The sequence below is a fragment of the Clostridium sp. MCC344 genome (assembly GCF_018785365.1).
GTDB lineage: Bacteria > Bacillota > Clostridia > Lachnospirales > Lachnospiraceae > Pilosibacter.
Genome location: NZ_WQPQ01000067.1, coordinates 1 through 15066, shown reverse-complemented (window position 1 = coordinate 15066; position 15066 = coordinate 1). Strand labels below are relative to the sequence as shown.

The 15066-nt window shown below is 44.2% G+C and carries 18 protein-coding genes and 1 pseudogene; 13 read left to right on the top strand and 6 right to left on the bottom strand.

What is annotated here, in order from left to right; genetic code table 11:
• Positions 1–95: 95 nt before the first annotated feature.
• The 3 genes from GPK90_RS15385 to GPK90_RS19205 form a co-directional block, all read right to left on the bottom strand.
• Positions 96–998 (bottom strand): TlpA disulfide reductase family protein, encoded by a 903-nt coding sequence (locus GPK90_RS15385; RefSeq protein ID WP_215703394.1) that lies wholly within the window; start codon positions 996–998, stop codon positions 96–98.
• A 182-nt stretch (positions 999–1180) separates the two neighbouring features.
• A complete protein-coding gene (locus GPK90_RS15380) occupies positions 1181–2068 on the bottom strand; it encodes a 4Fe-4S binding protein (protein ID WP_009263529.1) in 888 nt (295 codons plus the stop codon).
• Positions 2061–2204, bottom strand: coding sequence for a CD1871A family CXXC motif-containing protein (locus tag GPK90_RS19205; RefSeq protein WP_009263530.1), 144 nt, complete (start codon positions 2202–2204; stop codon positions 2061–2063). The genes GPK90_RS15380 and GPK90_RS19205 overlap by 8 nt, the downstream gene beginning before the upstream one ends.
• Before the next feature lie 93 nt (positions 2205–2297).
• On the opposite strand from GPK90_RS19205, the gene GPK90_RS15375 reads away from it, so the two are divergent.
• From GPK90_RS15375 to GPK90_RS15360, 4 genes and pseudogenes are all read left to right on the top strand, one after another.
• Complete coding sequence (locus GPK90_RS15375) at positions 2298–2978, top strand: response regulator transcription factor (RefSeq protein WP_182426874.1); 681 nt, start codon at positions 2298–2300, stop codon at positions 2976–2978.
• 74 nt (positions 2979–3052) lie between these two features.
• The gene (locus GPK90_RS15370; RefSeq protein ID WP_346011277.1) at positions 3053–4132 is read left to right on the top strand and encodes an ATP-binding protein; all 1080 of its coding nucleotides are present in this window, start codon (positions 3053–3055) and stop codon (positions 4130–4132) included.
• Positions 4133–4281: 149 nt separating this feature from the next.
• A pseudogene (locus GPK90_RS15365) lies at positions 4282–5103 on the top strand (site-specific integrase); the annotation flags it as partial.
• Positions 5104–5522: 419 nt separating this feature from the next.
• On the top strand, positions 5523–5894 hold the full coding sequence (locus GPK90_RS15360; protein WP_117471163.1) for a DUF2500 domain-containing protein: 372 nt from the start codon (positions 5523–5525) through the stop codon (positions 5892–5894).
• 394 nt (positions 5895–6288) lie between these two features.
• Here GPK90_RS15360 and GPK90_RS15355 read toward each other — a convergent pair whose 3' ends face one another.
• Both GPK90_RS15355 and GPK90_RS15350 read right to left on the bottom strand, forming a co-directional pair.
• Positions 6289–6753, bottom strand: coding sequence for a helix-turn-helix domain-containing protein (locus GPK90_RS15355; protein ID WP_215703393.1), 465 nt, complete (start codon positions 6751–6753; stop codon positions 6289–6291).
• A 46-nt stretch (positions 6754–6799) separates the two neighbouring features.
• Positions 6800–7243: an Rrf2 family transcriptional regulator gene (locus GPK90_RS15350; protein ID WP_118533510.1), complete on the bottom strand. Its 444-nt coding sequence runs from the start codon at positions 7241–7243 to the stop codon at positions 6800–6802.
• Positions 7244–7370: 127 nt separating this feature from the next.
• Here GPK90_RS15350 and GPK90_RS15345 point away from each other — a divergent pair, with 127 nt between their 5' ends.
• Both GPK90_RS15345 and GPK90_RS15340 read left to right on the top strand, forming a co-directional pair.
• Positions 7371–8327 carry an SIR2 family NAD-dependent protein deacylase gene (locus tag GPK90_RS15345; RefSeq protein WP_215703392.1) on the top strand — a complete coding sequence of 319 codons (957 nt, stop codon included), beginning with the start codon at positions 7371–7373 and terminating at the stop codon, positions 8325–8327.
• A gap of 61 nt (positions 8328–8388) precedes the next feature.
• Positions 8389–9225: an SIR2 family NAD-dependent protein deacylase gene (locus GPK90_RS15340; RefSeq protein WP_215703391.1), complete on the top strand. Its 837-nt coding sequence runs from the start codon at positions 8389–8391 to the stop codon at positions 9223–9225.
• 278 nt (positions 9226–9503) lie between these two features.
• Here the strand turns inward: GPK90_RS15340 and GPK90_RS15335 are convergent, their stop codons facing one another.
• Positions 9504–9857, bottom strand: a complete 354-nt coding sequence (locus GPK90_RS15335) for a winged helix-turn-helix transcriptional regulator (protein ID WP_215703390.1) — start codon at positions 9855–9857, stop codon at positions 9504–9506.
• 154 nt (positions 9858–10011) lie between these two features.
• Between GPK90_RS15335 and GPK90_RS15330 the strand changes: the two genes are divergently transcribed.
• The 7 genes from GPK90_RS15330 to GPK90_RS15295 all read left to right on the top strand — a co-directional run bounded on the left by GPK90_RS15330 (position 10012) and on the right by GPK90_RS15295 (position 14461).
• Entirely contained in the window at positions 10012–10515 is a 504-nt protein-coding gene (locus tag GPK90_RS15330; protein ID WP_118533518.1) for a flavin reductase family protein, read from the top strand.
• A 28-nt stretch (positions 10516–10543) separates the two neighbouring features.
• Positions 10544–10684 (top strand): hypothetical protein, encoded by a 141-nt coding sequence (locus GPK90_RS15325; protein WP_243022383.1) that lies wholly within the window; start codon positions 10544–10546, stop codon positions 10682–10684.
• Positions 10672–11589 carry a radical SAM mobile pair protein B gene (locus GPK90_RS15320; RefSeq protein WP_215703389.1) on the top strand — a complete coding sequence of 306 codons (918 nt, stop codon included), beginning with the start codon at positions 10672–10674 and terminating at the stop codon, positions 11587–11589. The genes GPK90_RS15325 and GPK90_RS15320 overlap by 13 nt, the downstream gene beginning before the upstream one ends.
• A gap of 430 nt (positions 11590–12019) precedes the next feature.
• Entirely contained in the window at positions 12020–12748 is a 729-nt protein-coding gene (gene sfsA / locus GPK90_RS15315) for a DNA/RNA nuclease SfsA (RefSeq protein ID WP_215703388.1), read from the top strand.
• A gap of 16 nt (positions 12749–12764) precedes the next feature.
• A complete protein-coding gene (locus GPK90_RS15310; protein ID WP_215703387.1) occupies positions 12765–13202 on the top strand; it encodes an N-acetyltransferase in 438 nt (145 codons plus the stop codon).
• Between the two features lie 250 nt (positions 13203–13452).
• Positions 13453–13827, top strand: coding sequence for a helix-turn-helix domain-containing protein (locus GPK90_RS19200; protein ID WP_275950597.1), 375 nt, complete (start codon positions 13453–13455; stop codon positions 13825–13827).
• On the top strand, positions 13718–14461 hold the full coding sequence (locus GPK90_RS15295) for a GNAT family N-acetyltransferase (protein WP_215703386.1): 744 nt from the start codon (positions 13718–13720) through the stop codon (positions 14459–14461). The genes GPK90_RS19200 and GPK90_RS15295 overlap by 110 nt, the downstream gene beginning before the upstream one ends.
• The last annotated feature ends 605 nt before the right edge of the window (positions 14462–15066 follow it).

The window sequence follows — 15066 nt, the reverse complement described above, 5'->3', positions numbered from 1 at the left end:
TCTATAACTACACGATCACAATCTCGATCGATGACAGTAATGTGAATTTTAAAGCGGAAGATGATTTGCCAAAATAAATTTTTATATGTAGACCTCTATTTATTTGTGCTGTCTGCATCAATTACAGACTGAATCTGCTTCATAAGGGCATCATAGTTGTCCTTGTTATCAATTCCGCCGAGCATTGGTTCGCCTACAATATTGCCATTTCTGTCAACAAGTATAGTTGTTGGAAAGGCCATGATTTCTGAGGCATATTTACCGGCAGCACTAGAGGAGTCAATTGACAGATTACGATATTTGACACCCTGGCTTTCAAGAACAGAGGCAGCCTCTTTGATAGCTGTTTTATTGCCATCGAAGGTCTCAGTGTTGATACCAACAACTTCTCCGCCCATTGATTTGATAGCATCATTTAATTCGTTAAGCTTGGATAATTCAGCGACACATGGTTTGCAGCCGGTAAACCAGAAATTGACGACTGTTACTGCATTACCGGAAAACAGGCTGTCATCAACCTTATTGCCATCAAAATCCTCACCGGAAAAATCACTGAATACAGATGAGGCTTTAGAGCTGTCCTTCTTGTTATCGTCTGATGATGTATTTTTGTTTTCAAGCTCTGCTATCTGTTCCTCGATTTTTCGTATGGTTTCAATATCCTCATTAAGTGTTTTAAGCTCATCGTCTGTGAATGAATTCTTGTTTGATTCTACGGTACCGACAAGATAATCAGCATAATTTCCGTTTGGATCGGCGTCACTTTTGTTCATCATGCCAAATGCCTTGTTCCACACATCAGCGTGATCTGCAAAAAGTTGATTTTCCTGCTGATATAAATCATCAAGCCTGGAATCTGATTTGCCAGATGCTTCTGAGCCGGCTTCAGTCTGAGTGTTCTTAGAATCTGTTGTGGAAGCTTGCTTTATGCCACATGCTGTAAGTGATAATGCTATGCAGAGTGTAAAAATAGAAATAAATGATAATTTGTTTTTCATGAGTAATTTCTCCTTTAAAATAATAGTAAAATGGTAACTTTTCAGTAGGTCTGCGCACATGCTGCGCTGACCGTAAGAACACATAGGCTAGAAAGCAAAAATCCCATCAGCGAAGCTGATCTGGAATGGATTTTTGCTCGTAACTATGAAGGTACTGAATAGTTACGTAAAATGTTTAATAGCTATCTGTTGTCATTTTTTTGACATGATTTTCCCATAAACCGGTAGCAGATGGCGTCCTTCGGACAGGCCTTTATGCAGGCACCGCAGCGTATGCACTCGGGGTGATCCGGTGTCTTACACACATCCACATCCATCTTACATGCCTTTGAGCATTGACCGCATCCGACACATTTGCTGCTATCAACGGTGATTTTGAGCAGGCTGACCTTATTAAATAATGAGTAGATTGCTCCAAGCGGACAAATCCATTTACAGAAGGGCCTGTAAAATAAGATACTTAGTACAATCACTGCAATTAAAATCATACACTTGAAAGAAAAAAGCTTTCCCAGCGCAGAACGGATAGCAGCATTTCCAATAGATAACGGTATAGCACCCTCTAAAACACCCTGAGGACAGATATATTTGCAGAAGAACGGGTCTCCCATTCCTATAGAGTTCGTTACAAGCATCGGAAGAAGTATAACGAAAACAATAAGAATGACATATTTTAGGTACCTAAGAGGCTTTAGTTTGGCTGTGGATAATTTCTTTCCGGGGATTTTATGAAGTAAATCCTGAAACCATCCAAATGGGCACAAAAAACCACATATAAATCTGCCGAGAGTTACACCGAGTAAAATAAAAAATCCGGTTATGTAGTATGAAAACTTAAATTTTGATGATCCAACAACTGCCTGAAATGCCCCTATTGGACAGGCTCCTGTCGCGGCAGGGCAGGAGTAGCAGTTTAATCCGGGTACGCATACTGTTTTTGCATTGCCCTGATATATTTTACCCTTAAATAAATTTGGAATATGAATATTGGTCAGCAGCGTTGCTGCGGCCTGTATCCAGCCACGTATTTTTGCCAGTTTTCTTGATAGTAATTTCTTTTCCTTATCCAATTCCGACACACTCCAGACATAGTTTTATTGCTTTACCAAGCACTGTAGCCGCCTCACCTCTGACTGCACCATAGCTTATCATGGATACACCAAGGATAAGCAGAATGATTTGACATGTTTTTTGGTATTTCAACATAATGTTGCTCCTTTTTGTTGTATTGTTGACCAGCTGACTTTGGTATTATACAATATAGGTTGTAAAATTATTGTTAAGAAGCAGGAGAACATTTTGAGATTATTAATTGTTGAGGATGAGAAACAAATATGTGATATGGTTGCAAAGAGTCTGTATGCTGCCGGTTATGAGGTGGATACCTGTTATGATGGGAAAGAGGCTCTTGAATGTATACTGTCGGAGAATTATGATCTGATAGTTTTGGATTTGAATCTGCCGGGGATGGATGGCATGGAGCTTCTTAAGGAGCTTAGAAAATACAATGATGAAACTAAGGTTTTGATATTATCTGCAAGAGGTCAAATTGCTGATAAGGTAGAGGGACTGGATGCAGGAGCAAATGATTACATGGAAAAACCATTCCATCTGCAGGAGCTTGAGGCACGTATCAGAAGCCTGACAAGAAGGAAATTTGTACAGAATGATATATGTCTTAAATGCGGAGAAATAAAGTTTGATACGATTAAACGCGAGGCATATGCAAAGGAAGAGCCGGTTCCACTGACAAGAAAAGAGAATGGTATTTTGGAATATTTACTTATCAATATAGGCAGACCGGTGAGTCAGGAGGAGCTGATAGAGCATGTGTGGGATGCCGCGGCAGACAGCTTTAGCGGAGCAATCAGGGTACATATGTCTTCACTTAGAAAAAAGCTTAAGGCGAAGCTGGGATATGATCCCATTCAGAACAAGGTAGGTGAAGGCTATAAAATACGGGAGAAGTCTGATAGATGAAAAGAATGTCGCTACAGTGGAGACTTACGTGCATTACTACATTGTGTATTGCTATTATATGTGGCTGCCTGACTATGTTTGTCTATAAAAATGGTGTGCATTACATCGATTCTCTGCAGGATGCGGTAGAGTCACAGGGGGATGAAAAAGGAAACAAATCAGATGAAATATATATCAGCATACCGGACGATAAGTGGGATGAGTTTGCGGATAAATTTTCGGTTCAGGTGTACAATAATAAGGCCGACTATAAAAGAAACAGTCTGATAATCACGGTTTTGCTGGCGCTTTTGGGAGGTGTCGTCACTTATTTTATAAGCGGGCATGCACTCAGACCAATCAGGGAGTTTTCAGATAAAATTGAAGAGGTACAGGCTCAGAATCTGTCTGATTCAAGAATAGAGGAAAACAATGTTAAGGAACTGAACCAGCTGGGTATTTCTTATAATAAGATGCTTGAGCGTCTGTCGGAAGCATTTGAGATACAGAGACAGTTTACTGCAAATGCAGCACATGAGCTGCGTACTCCATTAGCGTTAATGCAGGTACAGCTTGATTTATATAATTCTGCCTCTCACCCGGGAAATGATGCAGACACTTTGCAGACCATAAAAATGGTTACGGAACAAACTGATAAATTAAACAGGATGGTAAAGACTCTTCTTGACATGAGTGAGCTTCAGACGGTGGGGAGGGATGATAAAATTATATTGGATGCTATTGTTGAAGAGGTTTTGGCAGACCTTGAGCCTCTTGCCGTGGAAAAGAATATAAAGCTGATTGGAAAATGTGAGGATGCCACTATGATAGGCAGTGATATCCTTATTTACAGGCTTGTATACAATCTGGTTGAGAATGCCATCAAATATAATCATCCGCTCGGACAGGTTACAGTAACCGCATATCAGAGAAACAAGCATGTTTATCTGTCTGTAGAAGATACGGGAAGCGGAATACCAAAGGAGCTTAGGGAGAGAGTGTTCGAGCCATTCTTCCGTGTGGATAAATCCAGAAGCCGGGAGCTGGGTGGCGTAGGGCTAGGTCTTGCTTTTGTCCGTGAAATCGTTAGAGTACATGATGGCAGTATTTGTATCAAATCAGGCAAGACAGGGGGAACGATTTTCGAGGTGACTTTTGCACAGCATTCAATGTAGCGTTCCATTTTACACATTTGTCAACGCTATTAAAACAGATTTGCTAAATGAGAAAAATAGAATAATTTGTTATTTGAGTAGAACTTTTTCTGTAAATAGCTAATAACAGCAAGGTCTTCTATGGTAAAATATAAATCATAGGAGGCCTTCCAAAACAGTTAATCAGTTTCAATCCGATGCAGTATATTAAGCTGAAAAGGCAGGCAGAGGAAGTTGATCTCTTTTCCGATGATGAAGTCGAAGAAGGCACACAGCCGATCTCACACGAAGATTATGAACGGCTTATCAAGTACCTGGAAAAGAAAAATCCACCTGCGATCCTTCCAATCCAGATTGCATACTATGCAGGACTTCGTATCGGGGAAACCTGTGGTCTTACATGGCAGGACATCAACCTTGAAGAACAATGTCTGACCATAAAACGCAGTATCCGTTACGACGGTGCAAAGCATAAAAATGTGATTGGAACAACCAAGCGAAAAAAAGTAAGGATTGTTGATTTTGGAGATACGCTGACTGAAATATTGAAAACAGCCAGACGGGAACAACTGAAAAGCCGGATGCAGTACGGAGAACTTTACCACCGCAACTACTACAAAGAAGTTCATGTAAAAAACAGGGTGTATTATGAATACTATCACCTTGACGGAACGCAGGAAGTCCCAGCAGATTATAAAGAAATATCCTTTGTCTGCCTCAGACCGGATGGCAATCTGGAACTGCCGAGTACACTCGGCATTGTATGTAGGTCAGTGTCAAAGAAGCTGGAAAGATTTGAAGATTTTCACTTTCACCAGTTACGGCACACCTACACCAGCAACCTGCTCTCAAACGGGGCAGCTCCAAAAGATGTACAGGAACTGTTAGGACATTCCGATGTCAGTACCACAATGAACATTTACGCTCACTCAACAAGAAAAGCAAAGCGGGATTCCGCAAGACTTCTTGATAAAGTAGCGAGCAACGCTTAATAAAAAATCCCCTTATTTCCCTTGCGGATTCCTCACAAGGGCAAAAATAAGGGAAAATACATATCATTTCACTATCTAATTGGCTGAAAAACCTGTAAAATAATGAAAGTTCAGGAAATCTCTCCACAAATTCCGATTTGTCGATGCCAAAAGGACAAAACAGTATATCGCGGAGGCGATGGCATGAATAAATTCTACGATTTATTAAAATATATTATCTATGCGAGTTTCTACGTGATTGTGATTAAAACGGGTATGGATTTCTATGAGTATAAGCGCTTTCCGAAACTATACGAACCGAATTCTGCACCGTGGTATACGGAAGCGTTACTGTATTGCGTCGCTTCTTCTGCGGTGATCATCGTATGTTTCGCGCTTAGAGTAATCATAAAGCGAAAGATGAAGAAGGGGTGAGTCATATGTTTATGCTGTTTGAGTTTATGTTTCCAATTATCTTCGTAATGGTTTTCGGCATGATCATCTTCCAGTTTGTGACAGGAATCGGAACATGGCATAAAAACAATCAGTCACCGCGTTTGTCGGTGAGCGCAACTGTAGTTGCAAAGCGAGAAAACGTATCGCATCACAGCCACCCAAATGGAGGTGATCCATCTGGTGCGCATGGGTATCATACGACCTCGAGTACCAGTTACTATGTAACATTTCAGGTGGAGAGCGGTGATCGGATGGAATTGCAGGTTTCCGGTAGGGAATATGGAATGCTGGCAGAAGGAGACATTGGGAAACTTACTTTTCAGGGGACGAGATATCTATCATTTGAGCGTGTGTGATGGTAGTGTCAAATAATCTATGAAAAACTGAGTCAAATAAAAGGCTCAATTGAAGGATACCTTTATTATTCGGCGCGGTGGAACGGAAATCATCATACGGGAAGGTAAACTGCTGAATCGGGAGATACTGTCCAGTGGTACAGCAGAAGGAATTGAGACCATTAGGGCAGCCAACATCAAGAAAAAGGGAACATAAAAAAGGCAGAGCATTGCTAATGCTGCAATGTTCTGCTTTTTATGTTTGTGTTAGGCTTTGCTGGCAGTAGTCTACCAGAATTTTTCATTACGGTGTTTTGCTAAAGGAATCAGATGGAGCTATACTCTGGATTTTCCTGTATTCTCTGGGTGACATTTTGACTATAGACTGAAAAGCGCTTGAAAACTTTCCCTGGGTTTAGTTGCCTGCCTGGGAAGCAATATCCGCAATAGTGGCATTTGTTTCCCGTAATAATTTCATAGCCTGACGCACCCGAAATTCCTTCATATAGGTGGCGATAGGCTGGCCGTAGACTGCCTTGAATATCTCCTTTAGAGTAGAGGTGTTTATCAAATACTGTTTGGAAAGTTCTGCAATCGTAAATCGTTGATCCAAGTGCTCTGTCAACTGTTGATGAATTTCTTTTATCAATTCGGTTTGCTGGGAGAAGTATTGAGTCGGTTCTTTATGCTCCGATTTCATGTTGCTCAAATAAATCAAAATTTCCAGCACCTTCAATTTCAAGAGGGGGATTCGAACGGACACAGGAGCAGAAAAGAGTGGGGCAAAAATATGCTCTAAATCGGAACAGGACGGGATTGCGGATGGCTTCTTGCAGTAGCGATCCTCTTCAATCATTCGCAAAATACGGGGTATAGGCATCTCCGGTTCTCAGTATAGTCCCGCAAGGAGGTTCTGTATTTCCCGTTCAGAAGAATTTTTGTCCCAAATGGAAGAGTTTCATGTGATATTGTTCCAGCACATCTTTCAGCGTAATTTCTTGCATTCTTTGTTCCGCTGTTTTTTGAATGTCCAAGTAAAAATCCCGCAGCACCAGTTGGATATTTACACCCACGCCACAGGCAGGATTGGTGTGGATGTCCTGATGGAGCAGGGGCTTGTTGCCCTCTACTGCCCGATACGCATCCAGCAGAGTGATTTTCTCCGGCTCACGAGCCAGAGCAGGTCGGGGATGTCCCTTCACGCTGACCAGCAGTCCACCCTTCCGCAGGGCGGACATGAGCTGACGCACATAGGCAGGATTCGTCTGAATGCTCTCTGCCAGCTTGTTACTGGTCAGGTCGCAGTCTGGGTACAGAGCGATAAAAGCCAGAATATGAACAGCATCGCTAAGGCGGGTGGGATATTTCATGGACTGATCTCCTTTTTTGCTTTGATGTTATTTTTATTATAACAGCATATTGACAGTAATGCAAGAGGATGCTAAGATAGTTTGAAGTAAGAATAAAAATAACACCAACTCGAAAGGAATGGTGACAATGAACTTCTATGATGATTTGGTCATGCAGACCCAGATGAATTATTCCAGGCACTATCATATCTATGCTTCCGGCAGTACGCCTTATCAGTTGACTGACAAAAAGCCGCTTCCGTATGGCGAACAGATCCATCGGTTGGTACAGGAGGTAAAGGAAGCTGACTGTGTGGTAGTGGGCGGAGCCTCCGGCCTGTCCGCTGCCGGTGGCGGAAATTTTTACTACGAGGACAACGACTCCTACCGGAAATACTTCCGGCCTTTTGCTGAGAAGTACCACTTCAAAGGTGCTTTTGCAGGGATGATGCACCCCTGGAAGACAAGGGAAGAGTATTGGGGGTATCTCGCCACATTCCTTCACACCACCCAGACCGCACCTGTGCGTCATCCCTATCTGGATTTAGACGCTTTGCTGAAAGGCAAGGACTTCTTCATCCTCACCACTAACCAGGATACCCAGTTTGTCAAACTCTACCCGGAGGAGAAGGTGGCGGAAATCCAGGGGGATCACCGCTTCTTCCAGTGTGCCGCCTGTTGTACCGATGACACCTGGGATGCGGTAAAGCCGGTGGCTGATATGCTGGCCGCTATGGGGGATGGCACGAAGATTCCCACGGATCTTATTCCACGGTGCCCCCACTGCGGCGGTGAGGCATTCCCCTGGGTGCGGGGATATGGGAATTTCCTGCAAGGAAAAAAATACGAAGAACAGTACGAAAAAATTTCTCGCTATGTGCTGGAACACAAAGACAGCAAAATTCTGTTCCTGGAGCTGGGCGTGGGCCGCATGACTCCCATGTTTATCCAAGAACCTTTCTGGAACATGACCCTCAGCTTTCCCCATGCCCGATATATTGCTATCAACGACAAGTATGACTTCCTTCCCAAGCAGTTGGAGGACAAGGGCATGACCATTGTGGCCGACATTGCTCAAGTGCTACGGGATGCACGGAAACTCTAGCTGCCCTCCGGCAGGTGCGATCCATTGCAGCAACCATAAAATAGAAAAGGAGCGAACGAATATGATTGATTGGAAACCCATTGCCGAAAAATTCAGAGAAGCGGACGCTATCCTGATCGGGGCCAGTAACGGCCTGTCCATCACCGAAGGACTGCATTTGTTTGCGGACAATGCGGCCTTTGAAAGACTGTTTGGGGATTTTAAACGGAAATACGGCCTTGGGTGTATTTTGCAGGGCATGATGGCCGGATGGCCCAGCGAGGAGGAAAAATGGGCCTTCTGGGCCCGGCTCATCCATCATTACTGCGGGCAGTACCAGCCTACGCCGGTGATGAACGATTTGAAGGCCGTTGTGGGAGAAAAAGATTACTTTGTCGTCACATCAAACGGAGAAGGTCACTTTGAACTGTGTGGTTTCGATCCGACGAAAATCTATGAGATTGAGGGCAACTGGTTTACGATGCAGTGTGCCCGCCCCTGCCACGACACCCTCTATTCAAGTTTAGAGGTGGCCGAAAAATTATCCGCTGCCGAACAGGGCGGCCATGTGCCTGCAGAGTTGGTGCCGCGTTGTCCCAAGTGCGGAGGTCCCATGGACATCCACATGGGTGCGGGGCAGAGAATGATTCCGGATACCGCTGCTCAGGCACGGTTCCAAAACTTTCTGAAAACCTGCCACGGAAAGAAACTGGTGGTTCTGGAGCTGGGCATTGGCTGGCGCAATCAGCTGATCAAGGCTCCGATGATGCGCCTGGTGGCCAGCGAGCCAAACGCCACTTATGTGACCATCAATCTGGGTGAGATCTACATTGCGGACAATATCAAAGAGAAGTCCTTCGGACTGGACGGGCGGCTGGATGAGCTGCTGCCTGCTCTCCGGGAGGCGTGCGAGGCATGACGATTCCGAAGCAGGTTCAAAATGACTATGCTAATGCATAAGAAGATTAAAATCACTGTGCTGCGGACGGAATACTATAAGAAACTGGCAGAACAGTATGCAATTCCTAATCGGGGGGTGTTGCCGCGGGAACACCTTGCCGCCCATTAAGACCTGTTAAGGAAGCCGATAAGATAGATTTGAGTACGGTTTCTTAAAAAAAGCCGGAATTATTTGACAGAGCATCAAACCATTCCGGCAACTCTTATATTTGGATGGAATCCTCAAGGATAATTTATTCAAGGGATATACTTCATACCCCACTGAGAGATAGCATAAAAAACAGGCAGGAGATCCCGCCCTTTCTCGGTGAGGGAGTACTCCACTCGCAGAGGCATTTCATTATATTGGATACGCTGAACCAATTCATCCGCTTCCAGCTCCTTCAGGGCGTTGGTCAGAGCTGTATTGGTAATGGGTTTGAGAACTTTTTTCAGTTCCCCAAACCGCATGGGGCACTTGATACACAGTTCATAGAGAATCTGGAGTTTCCATTTGCCCTGCAGCATTTGAACCACCGGCGTGACCGGGCAGTTTCCATCATCGGTTAGGATGACACTGCCAACCTTTTCTTTGAATTCTTCATAAGTCATAATTGAATCTTTCCTCGTCTTTTACAGTATACTTTTTGATACCAGGTATAAATAATTTGCGTACTTGAACAAAAATTGCTATCAGATATAATAAATATATCACTGGTTGGCTATGCAGTCAACAACTGAAATTTCTTAGAAAGGTCTGAATGACATGAAAGAACTGAACATTATGGAGGCAACTGTTTATACCTCTCCCAACCCGCTGACTTTAATCTGTTCTCTGAATGAGGATGGCACCACCAATCTGGCTCCTATTTGCTTTGTTTCCTATCTCTCCTTCAATCCGCCGATGATTGGATTTGCCGCTGGGAAGCAGTCCCACACTGGCAAGCGTGTGCGTGAGACCGGCAAAGTCATCGTCACTGTTCCCGGTGCGAGTCTGGCTGGCGCGGCAATGGCTTGCGGCGGTTCTACCGGTGCACAGGTCAACAAGGTGGCAGCGAACCATATTGAAATGAAAGCAGTGGAAGGCAGCGACATCCAGATTCCGGCGGACACCCGGCTGGCGATGGTGGCTACCTTGCAGCAGTCGGTGGAGGTGGGCGACCATATCCTGCACATCTGTCAGGTGGACAAGTTCCTGGGCGATGAGGACAAGAAGGGGCTGTATGCCTGGAACGGCTTCGGGAAAGTTGCACCTGCGGCAGAAGGCTAAATCTTAAAACGGTAAGGAGGCATTAGCGGTGGCTGTTTGTATTAAAGACTGCTTCCTTGTATTCATGAAGGAAGATCTGCTTCCTATCATGGGAGAGGCACAGATGGTACAAGAATTTTCCCCGGCGTTTTACCGGGTATTGGAGGAACAGAAGACATGGCGGAAGTAAAAGAGAGCAGCATTCTGATTCAGGATGTAGAAACAAAAAATATTATGACAAAATCCACCCTGCCGGTGGGAGGCTATTCCGTCAATCCTTATGTAGGCTGTACCCATGGCTGCAAATACTGCTACGCCTCGTTTATGAAGCGATTTACCGGGCACACCGAACCGTGGGGTACATTCCTGGATGTGAAACATTGGCCGGCAATCAAAAATCCGCAAAAGTACAAAGGGCAGCGCGTAGTCATCGGTTCAGTGACCGATGGCTATCTGCCCCAGGAGGCTCAGTTTCAGAACACCCGAAAGCTTCTTGAGCAGCTCCGGGGCAGCGAGGCAGAAATTCTCATCTGTACCAAGTCAGACTTGGTAATCCGCGACATCGACCTCCTGAAAGAACTGGGAAAGGTCACAGTTTCCTGGTCGATCAATACGCTGGACGAGGATTTCAAAAACGATATGGACAATGCCGTCAGCATTAAGCGACGGCTGGATGCCATGAAGCAGGTTTATGACGCAGGTATCCGCACCGTATGCTTTATTGCTCCGGTTTTTCCCGGTATCACGGATTTTGAGGCTATCTTCCATCAGGTCAGAAATCAGTGCGACCTGGTATGGCTGGAAAATCTAAACCTGCGAGGCGGATTCAAAAAAGACATCCTTGACTATATACGTAAAAAATTTCCTGACTTGGTTCCGCTGTACGACGCTATCTACAACAAGAGAGACAGAAGCTACTTCCGTGGTTTGGAGGATCAAGCGGAACGGCTGGCGAAAGAAAACAGCTGTCCCTTCGTGGACAACGAGCTGCCCTACGGACGAGCAGAGCCTGGGCACCCGGTTATTGTGGATTACTTTTACCATGAGGAAGTGCGTGGCTCGGAAAACACCGGGCGACGCAACCCCAAAAAATAATTTGTGAAATAAATGGGTTCTGACATGGAGCTGTGCTTCAATGTCAGAACCTTTTTTTATGAATGCAATGTATACCTATTCAAAAGTTTTCTTATCCTGACTTCTTACACCATGGAGGAAACAGTCTCCCGGCAGTTCATTCTCAGTGATAAAAGAAAATCGCGGAAAGTGTTCCGGTTGCCCTTATCAAGGCACTGGAATGTGCCGATAAAGGCTATATTTCCCAAGCAGCAGGACATTTTATCCAAATGGCAGTGTGCTTCCAAAGCGTTGACGAAGTCAGTTTAACTAAGTATGATGAAGATATAATTAAACAATGATTTGTCGATCTGCAACGATCACATGCTTTGTTGGAAAATTAACGGGGGTGTTTTTTGAACGAATCAGATAATGCAGAACATTGAAAAGGTTGGAACGAACAGTATGGAAAATGAGGACAGTTCAGAAAGCATTGCCGCTTTCTTGCATTTATGAGAATACCGTTGCAGGCAGCTTCGTCCGCAGGATCAATCGTTTCACAGCGGAGGTTTTGATCGATGGGGAGACGGAGCTGGTTCATGTGAAAAATACGGGGCGTTTGCGGGAGCTTCTGGTGCCGAAAGCGAAGGTGACGCTGCAGAAGACGTTGAATATGAATCGAAAAACGGCATACGATCTGATCTCTGTATACAAGCCAAAGCTAAAATGGGTGAATATTGACAGTCTGGCACCGAATGCTCTGATGAAGCAGCTGTACATGAGCCTGAATTATGATCTTGTGAAGGCAGAATATACTTACGGAGACTCCAGAATTGATTTTTACATGGAAAAAAATGGAGAAAAATTTCTGACGGAAGTGAAGGGCTGTACGCTGGCGGATGATCTGCATCCGGGCATCAGATTGTTTCCGGACGCACCAACGGAGCGGGGGGTAAAACATTTACACGAGCTGACAAAGGCTGCAAAGGAAGACTGCCATACAGCAATCGCCTTCGTGATTCAGATGAATGGAATTCATCGGGTGCTGCCGAATGAGACGGCACAGCCGGAGTTTAAAAAAGCACTTGTGGAGGCTGCAAAGGCAGGTGTTCAGATCGTCTGTTACAGTTGCCATGTGGAAGCTGACAGTATAAAGATCACGGGTGTAATCGAAGATACCTCAAGATTTGTGAATATGTAGGAAGTGAAAGATTGCTATGATTAGAAAGTTACGGAAGGCAGATATAAATAGAGTCGCTGACATATGGTTAAAGACCAATCTGAAAGCACATTCTTTTATTTCTGAACAATACTGGATAAGTAATTATGAACGAGTGAAAGAAATGCTGCCACAGGCGGAAGTTTACGTGTATGAAGATGATAAAATGATTCAGGGATTTTTAGGCGTAAGGGATGAATACATTGAAGGTATTTTTGTTTCGGATAAAATGCAGTCACATGGTATAGGCAAAAGTTTGCTGGATTATATCAAGGATAAAAAAGTCAGATTGCAGTTAAACGTATATCAGAAGAATGTCAGGGCAATGTCTTTTTACCAAAGAGAAGGATTTACGATCCAGTCGGAAAGGATGGATGAATTCACCGGCGAAACGGAATATGTAATGAATTGGGAATCAGATTGTGAGGGGGAATAATGTAAATGCGCTTTTTATTGATACAGGGAATAGGATTTTTGGGAACTATTTTGTATCTTGTATCTTATCAGTGTAAAAATAATAAAACACTGTTTCGAGTTCAATTTGTTTCCAGTTTTCCTTTGCCCAACCGTGATCGATAAAAGTACAATGTCTACATTGACTCTTGACAAGTACCAATCGGTAACTATGATGGAGTTATCGATTGGTTACTTCGCTGAGGAGAACATTATGACCGAAGGAACGGATTTTGAGGATTGCTCTGGAGGTTTTTGCACAGAACGGTTACCTAGGGACATCTATGAATGATAATGCGGGGCAGTTGGGATTTACAAAAGCGGCCTTGTATAAGTACTATTCCAGTAAACAGGGAATTCCTGATAAGATTGTGGAACAGATGAACAGGATGGACTATGAGCGTGACGCGGAATATGAAATGCCGGAAACGGAACCGGACGGCTTTGCGGAAGCACTAAAATTATGCAATAAACATGGAGAAAGTCAGGTGATGAGCGATGAAATATATCCATATAACAAAAGAAAACATCGACAGGGAGCATATCTGCTGCGCCATGTCCGGCAAGCAGGCTCTTGCAAAAAAGGAGTGGCTGAAGCAGCGATTTGATGAGGGACTTGTCTTTTATCGCAGTGAGGAGCGTGGAAAGTGTTTTATCGAATATATTCCAGCGGAAAACGCATGGGTGCCCATTGAAGCAGGAGGCTGGCTTTATATCAACTGCCTTTGGGTTTCCGGCTCCCTGAAGGGACACGGCTATTCGTCAGAACTGCTTTCCGAGTGTATCCGGGACGCGAAAGAACAGGGAAAGAAAGGTATTTGCATTCTGTGCGCCGAGGGACGGAAACGGGAATTTTTAGCTGATCCGAAATTTCTGAAGTATAAAGGCTTCAAAGTCGCGGATATATCTGACTGTGGGATCAACCTCATGTACCTGCCCCTTGCAGAGAATGCGGATCAGCCGAGATTCAAAGATTATGCCAGACATCCAAAAGTCAGTGAAACGGGTTTTGTCCTCTACTACACCGACCAGTGTCCTTTCACCTATTATTGGGTGCCGAAGGTACTGGAAGCGGCAAAGGAACACAGCATTCCATTTCAGGCATTTCACATTATTAACAAAGAAGCCGCGCAGAATGTACCTGCACCGGTCACCACCTATGCCCTGTTCCGGGATGGAAAGTTTTTGACCCAGGGCATTCAGTCAGATAAAAAGTTTCTGGCACTGGCGGGCATAAAGTGATGGCAGATGCGTTTCGCTACGATTGCAAAGAGCATGTATAAGGGGTGGAAAGTGAGGAAAAGAACATCTATGAAAAAAAATCATCATTGCGGTGGCAGTCATCGCAGGTATTTTGGCAGCAGTTGCGATTATTTCAATTTTGGCACAGACGCCGATGCCGATCTGACGAGTGGAAGATAGTCCCGAATTTGGATGTGCAAGCATGGGCGAGGATGCCCCCCAAAAAATAGGGGCAGCGGTGCAGGACGTTATAATGATAAGGATTACTTTATGAGGCAGACAGATCAGGAAGGTTACGTTGATATGATGCCGGAATGATCCAAAATTAAAAAAATGAAAAAAACGGTTGACTTTTGTCCGGGGATTTGATATTATAATACTCGCCTTGAGCGACAGGGCAAAACTTATTAAGAGTCATTAAGAAAACTTCTTAATCTCTCGAAAAAAGTTTTAAAAAGTTCTTGACAAACCGGAAACGGTATGATAGAATAAATGAGTTGCCGCTGAGAACAAGAAACGGCAACGAAACAGTTCCTTGAAAACTGAACAGTATGTAAAACCCTGAAAATTCTTATAAAAATGGTCTTTGGTTTAGACCATGAATG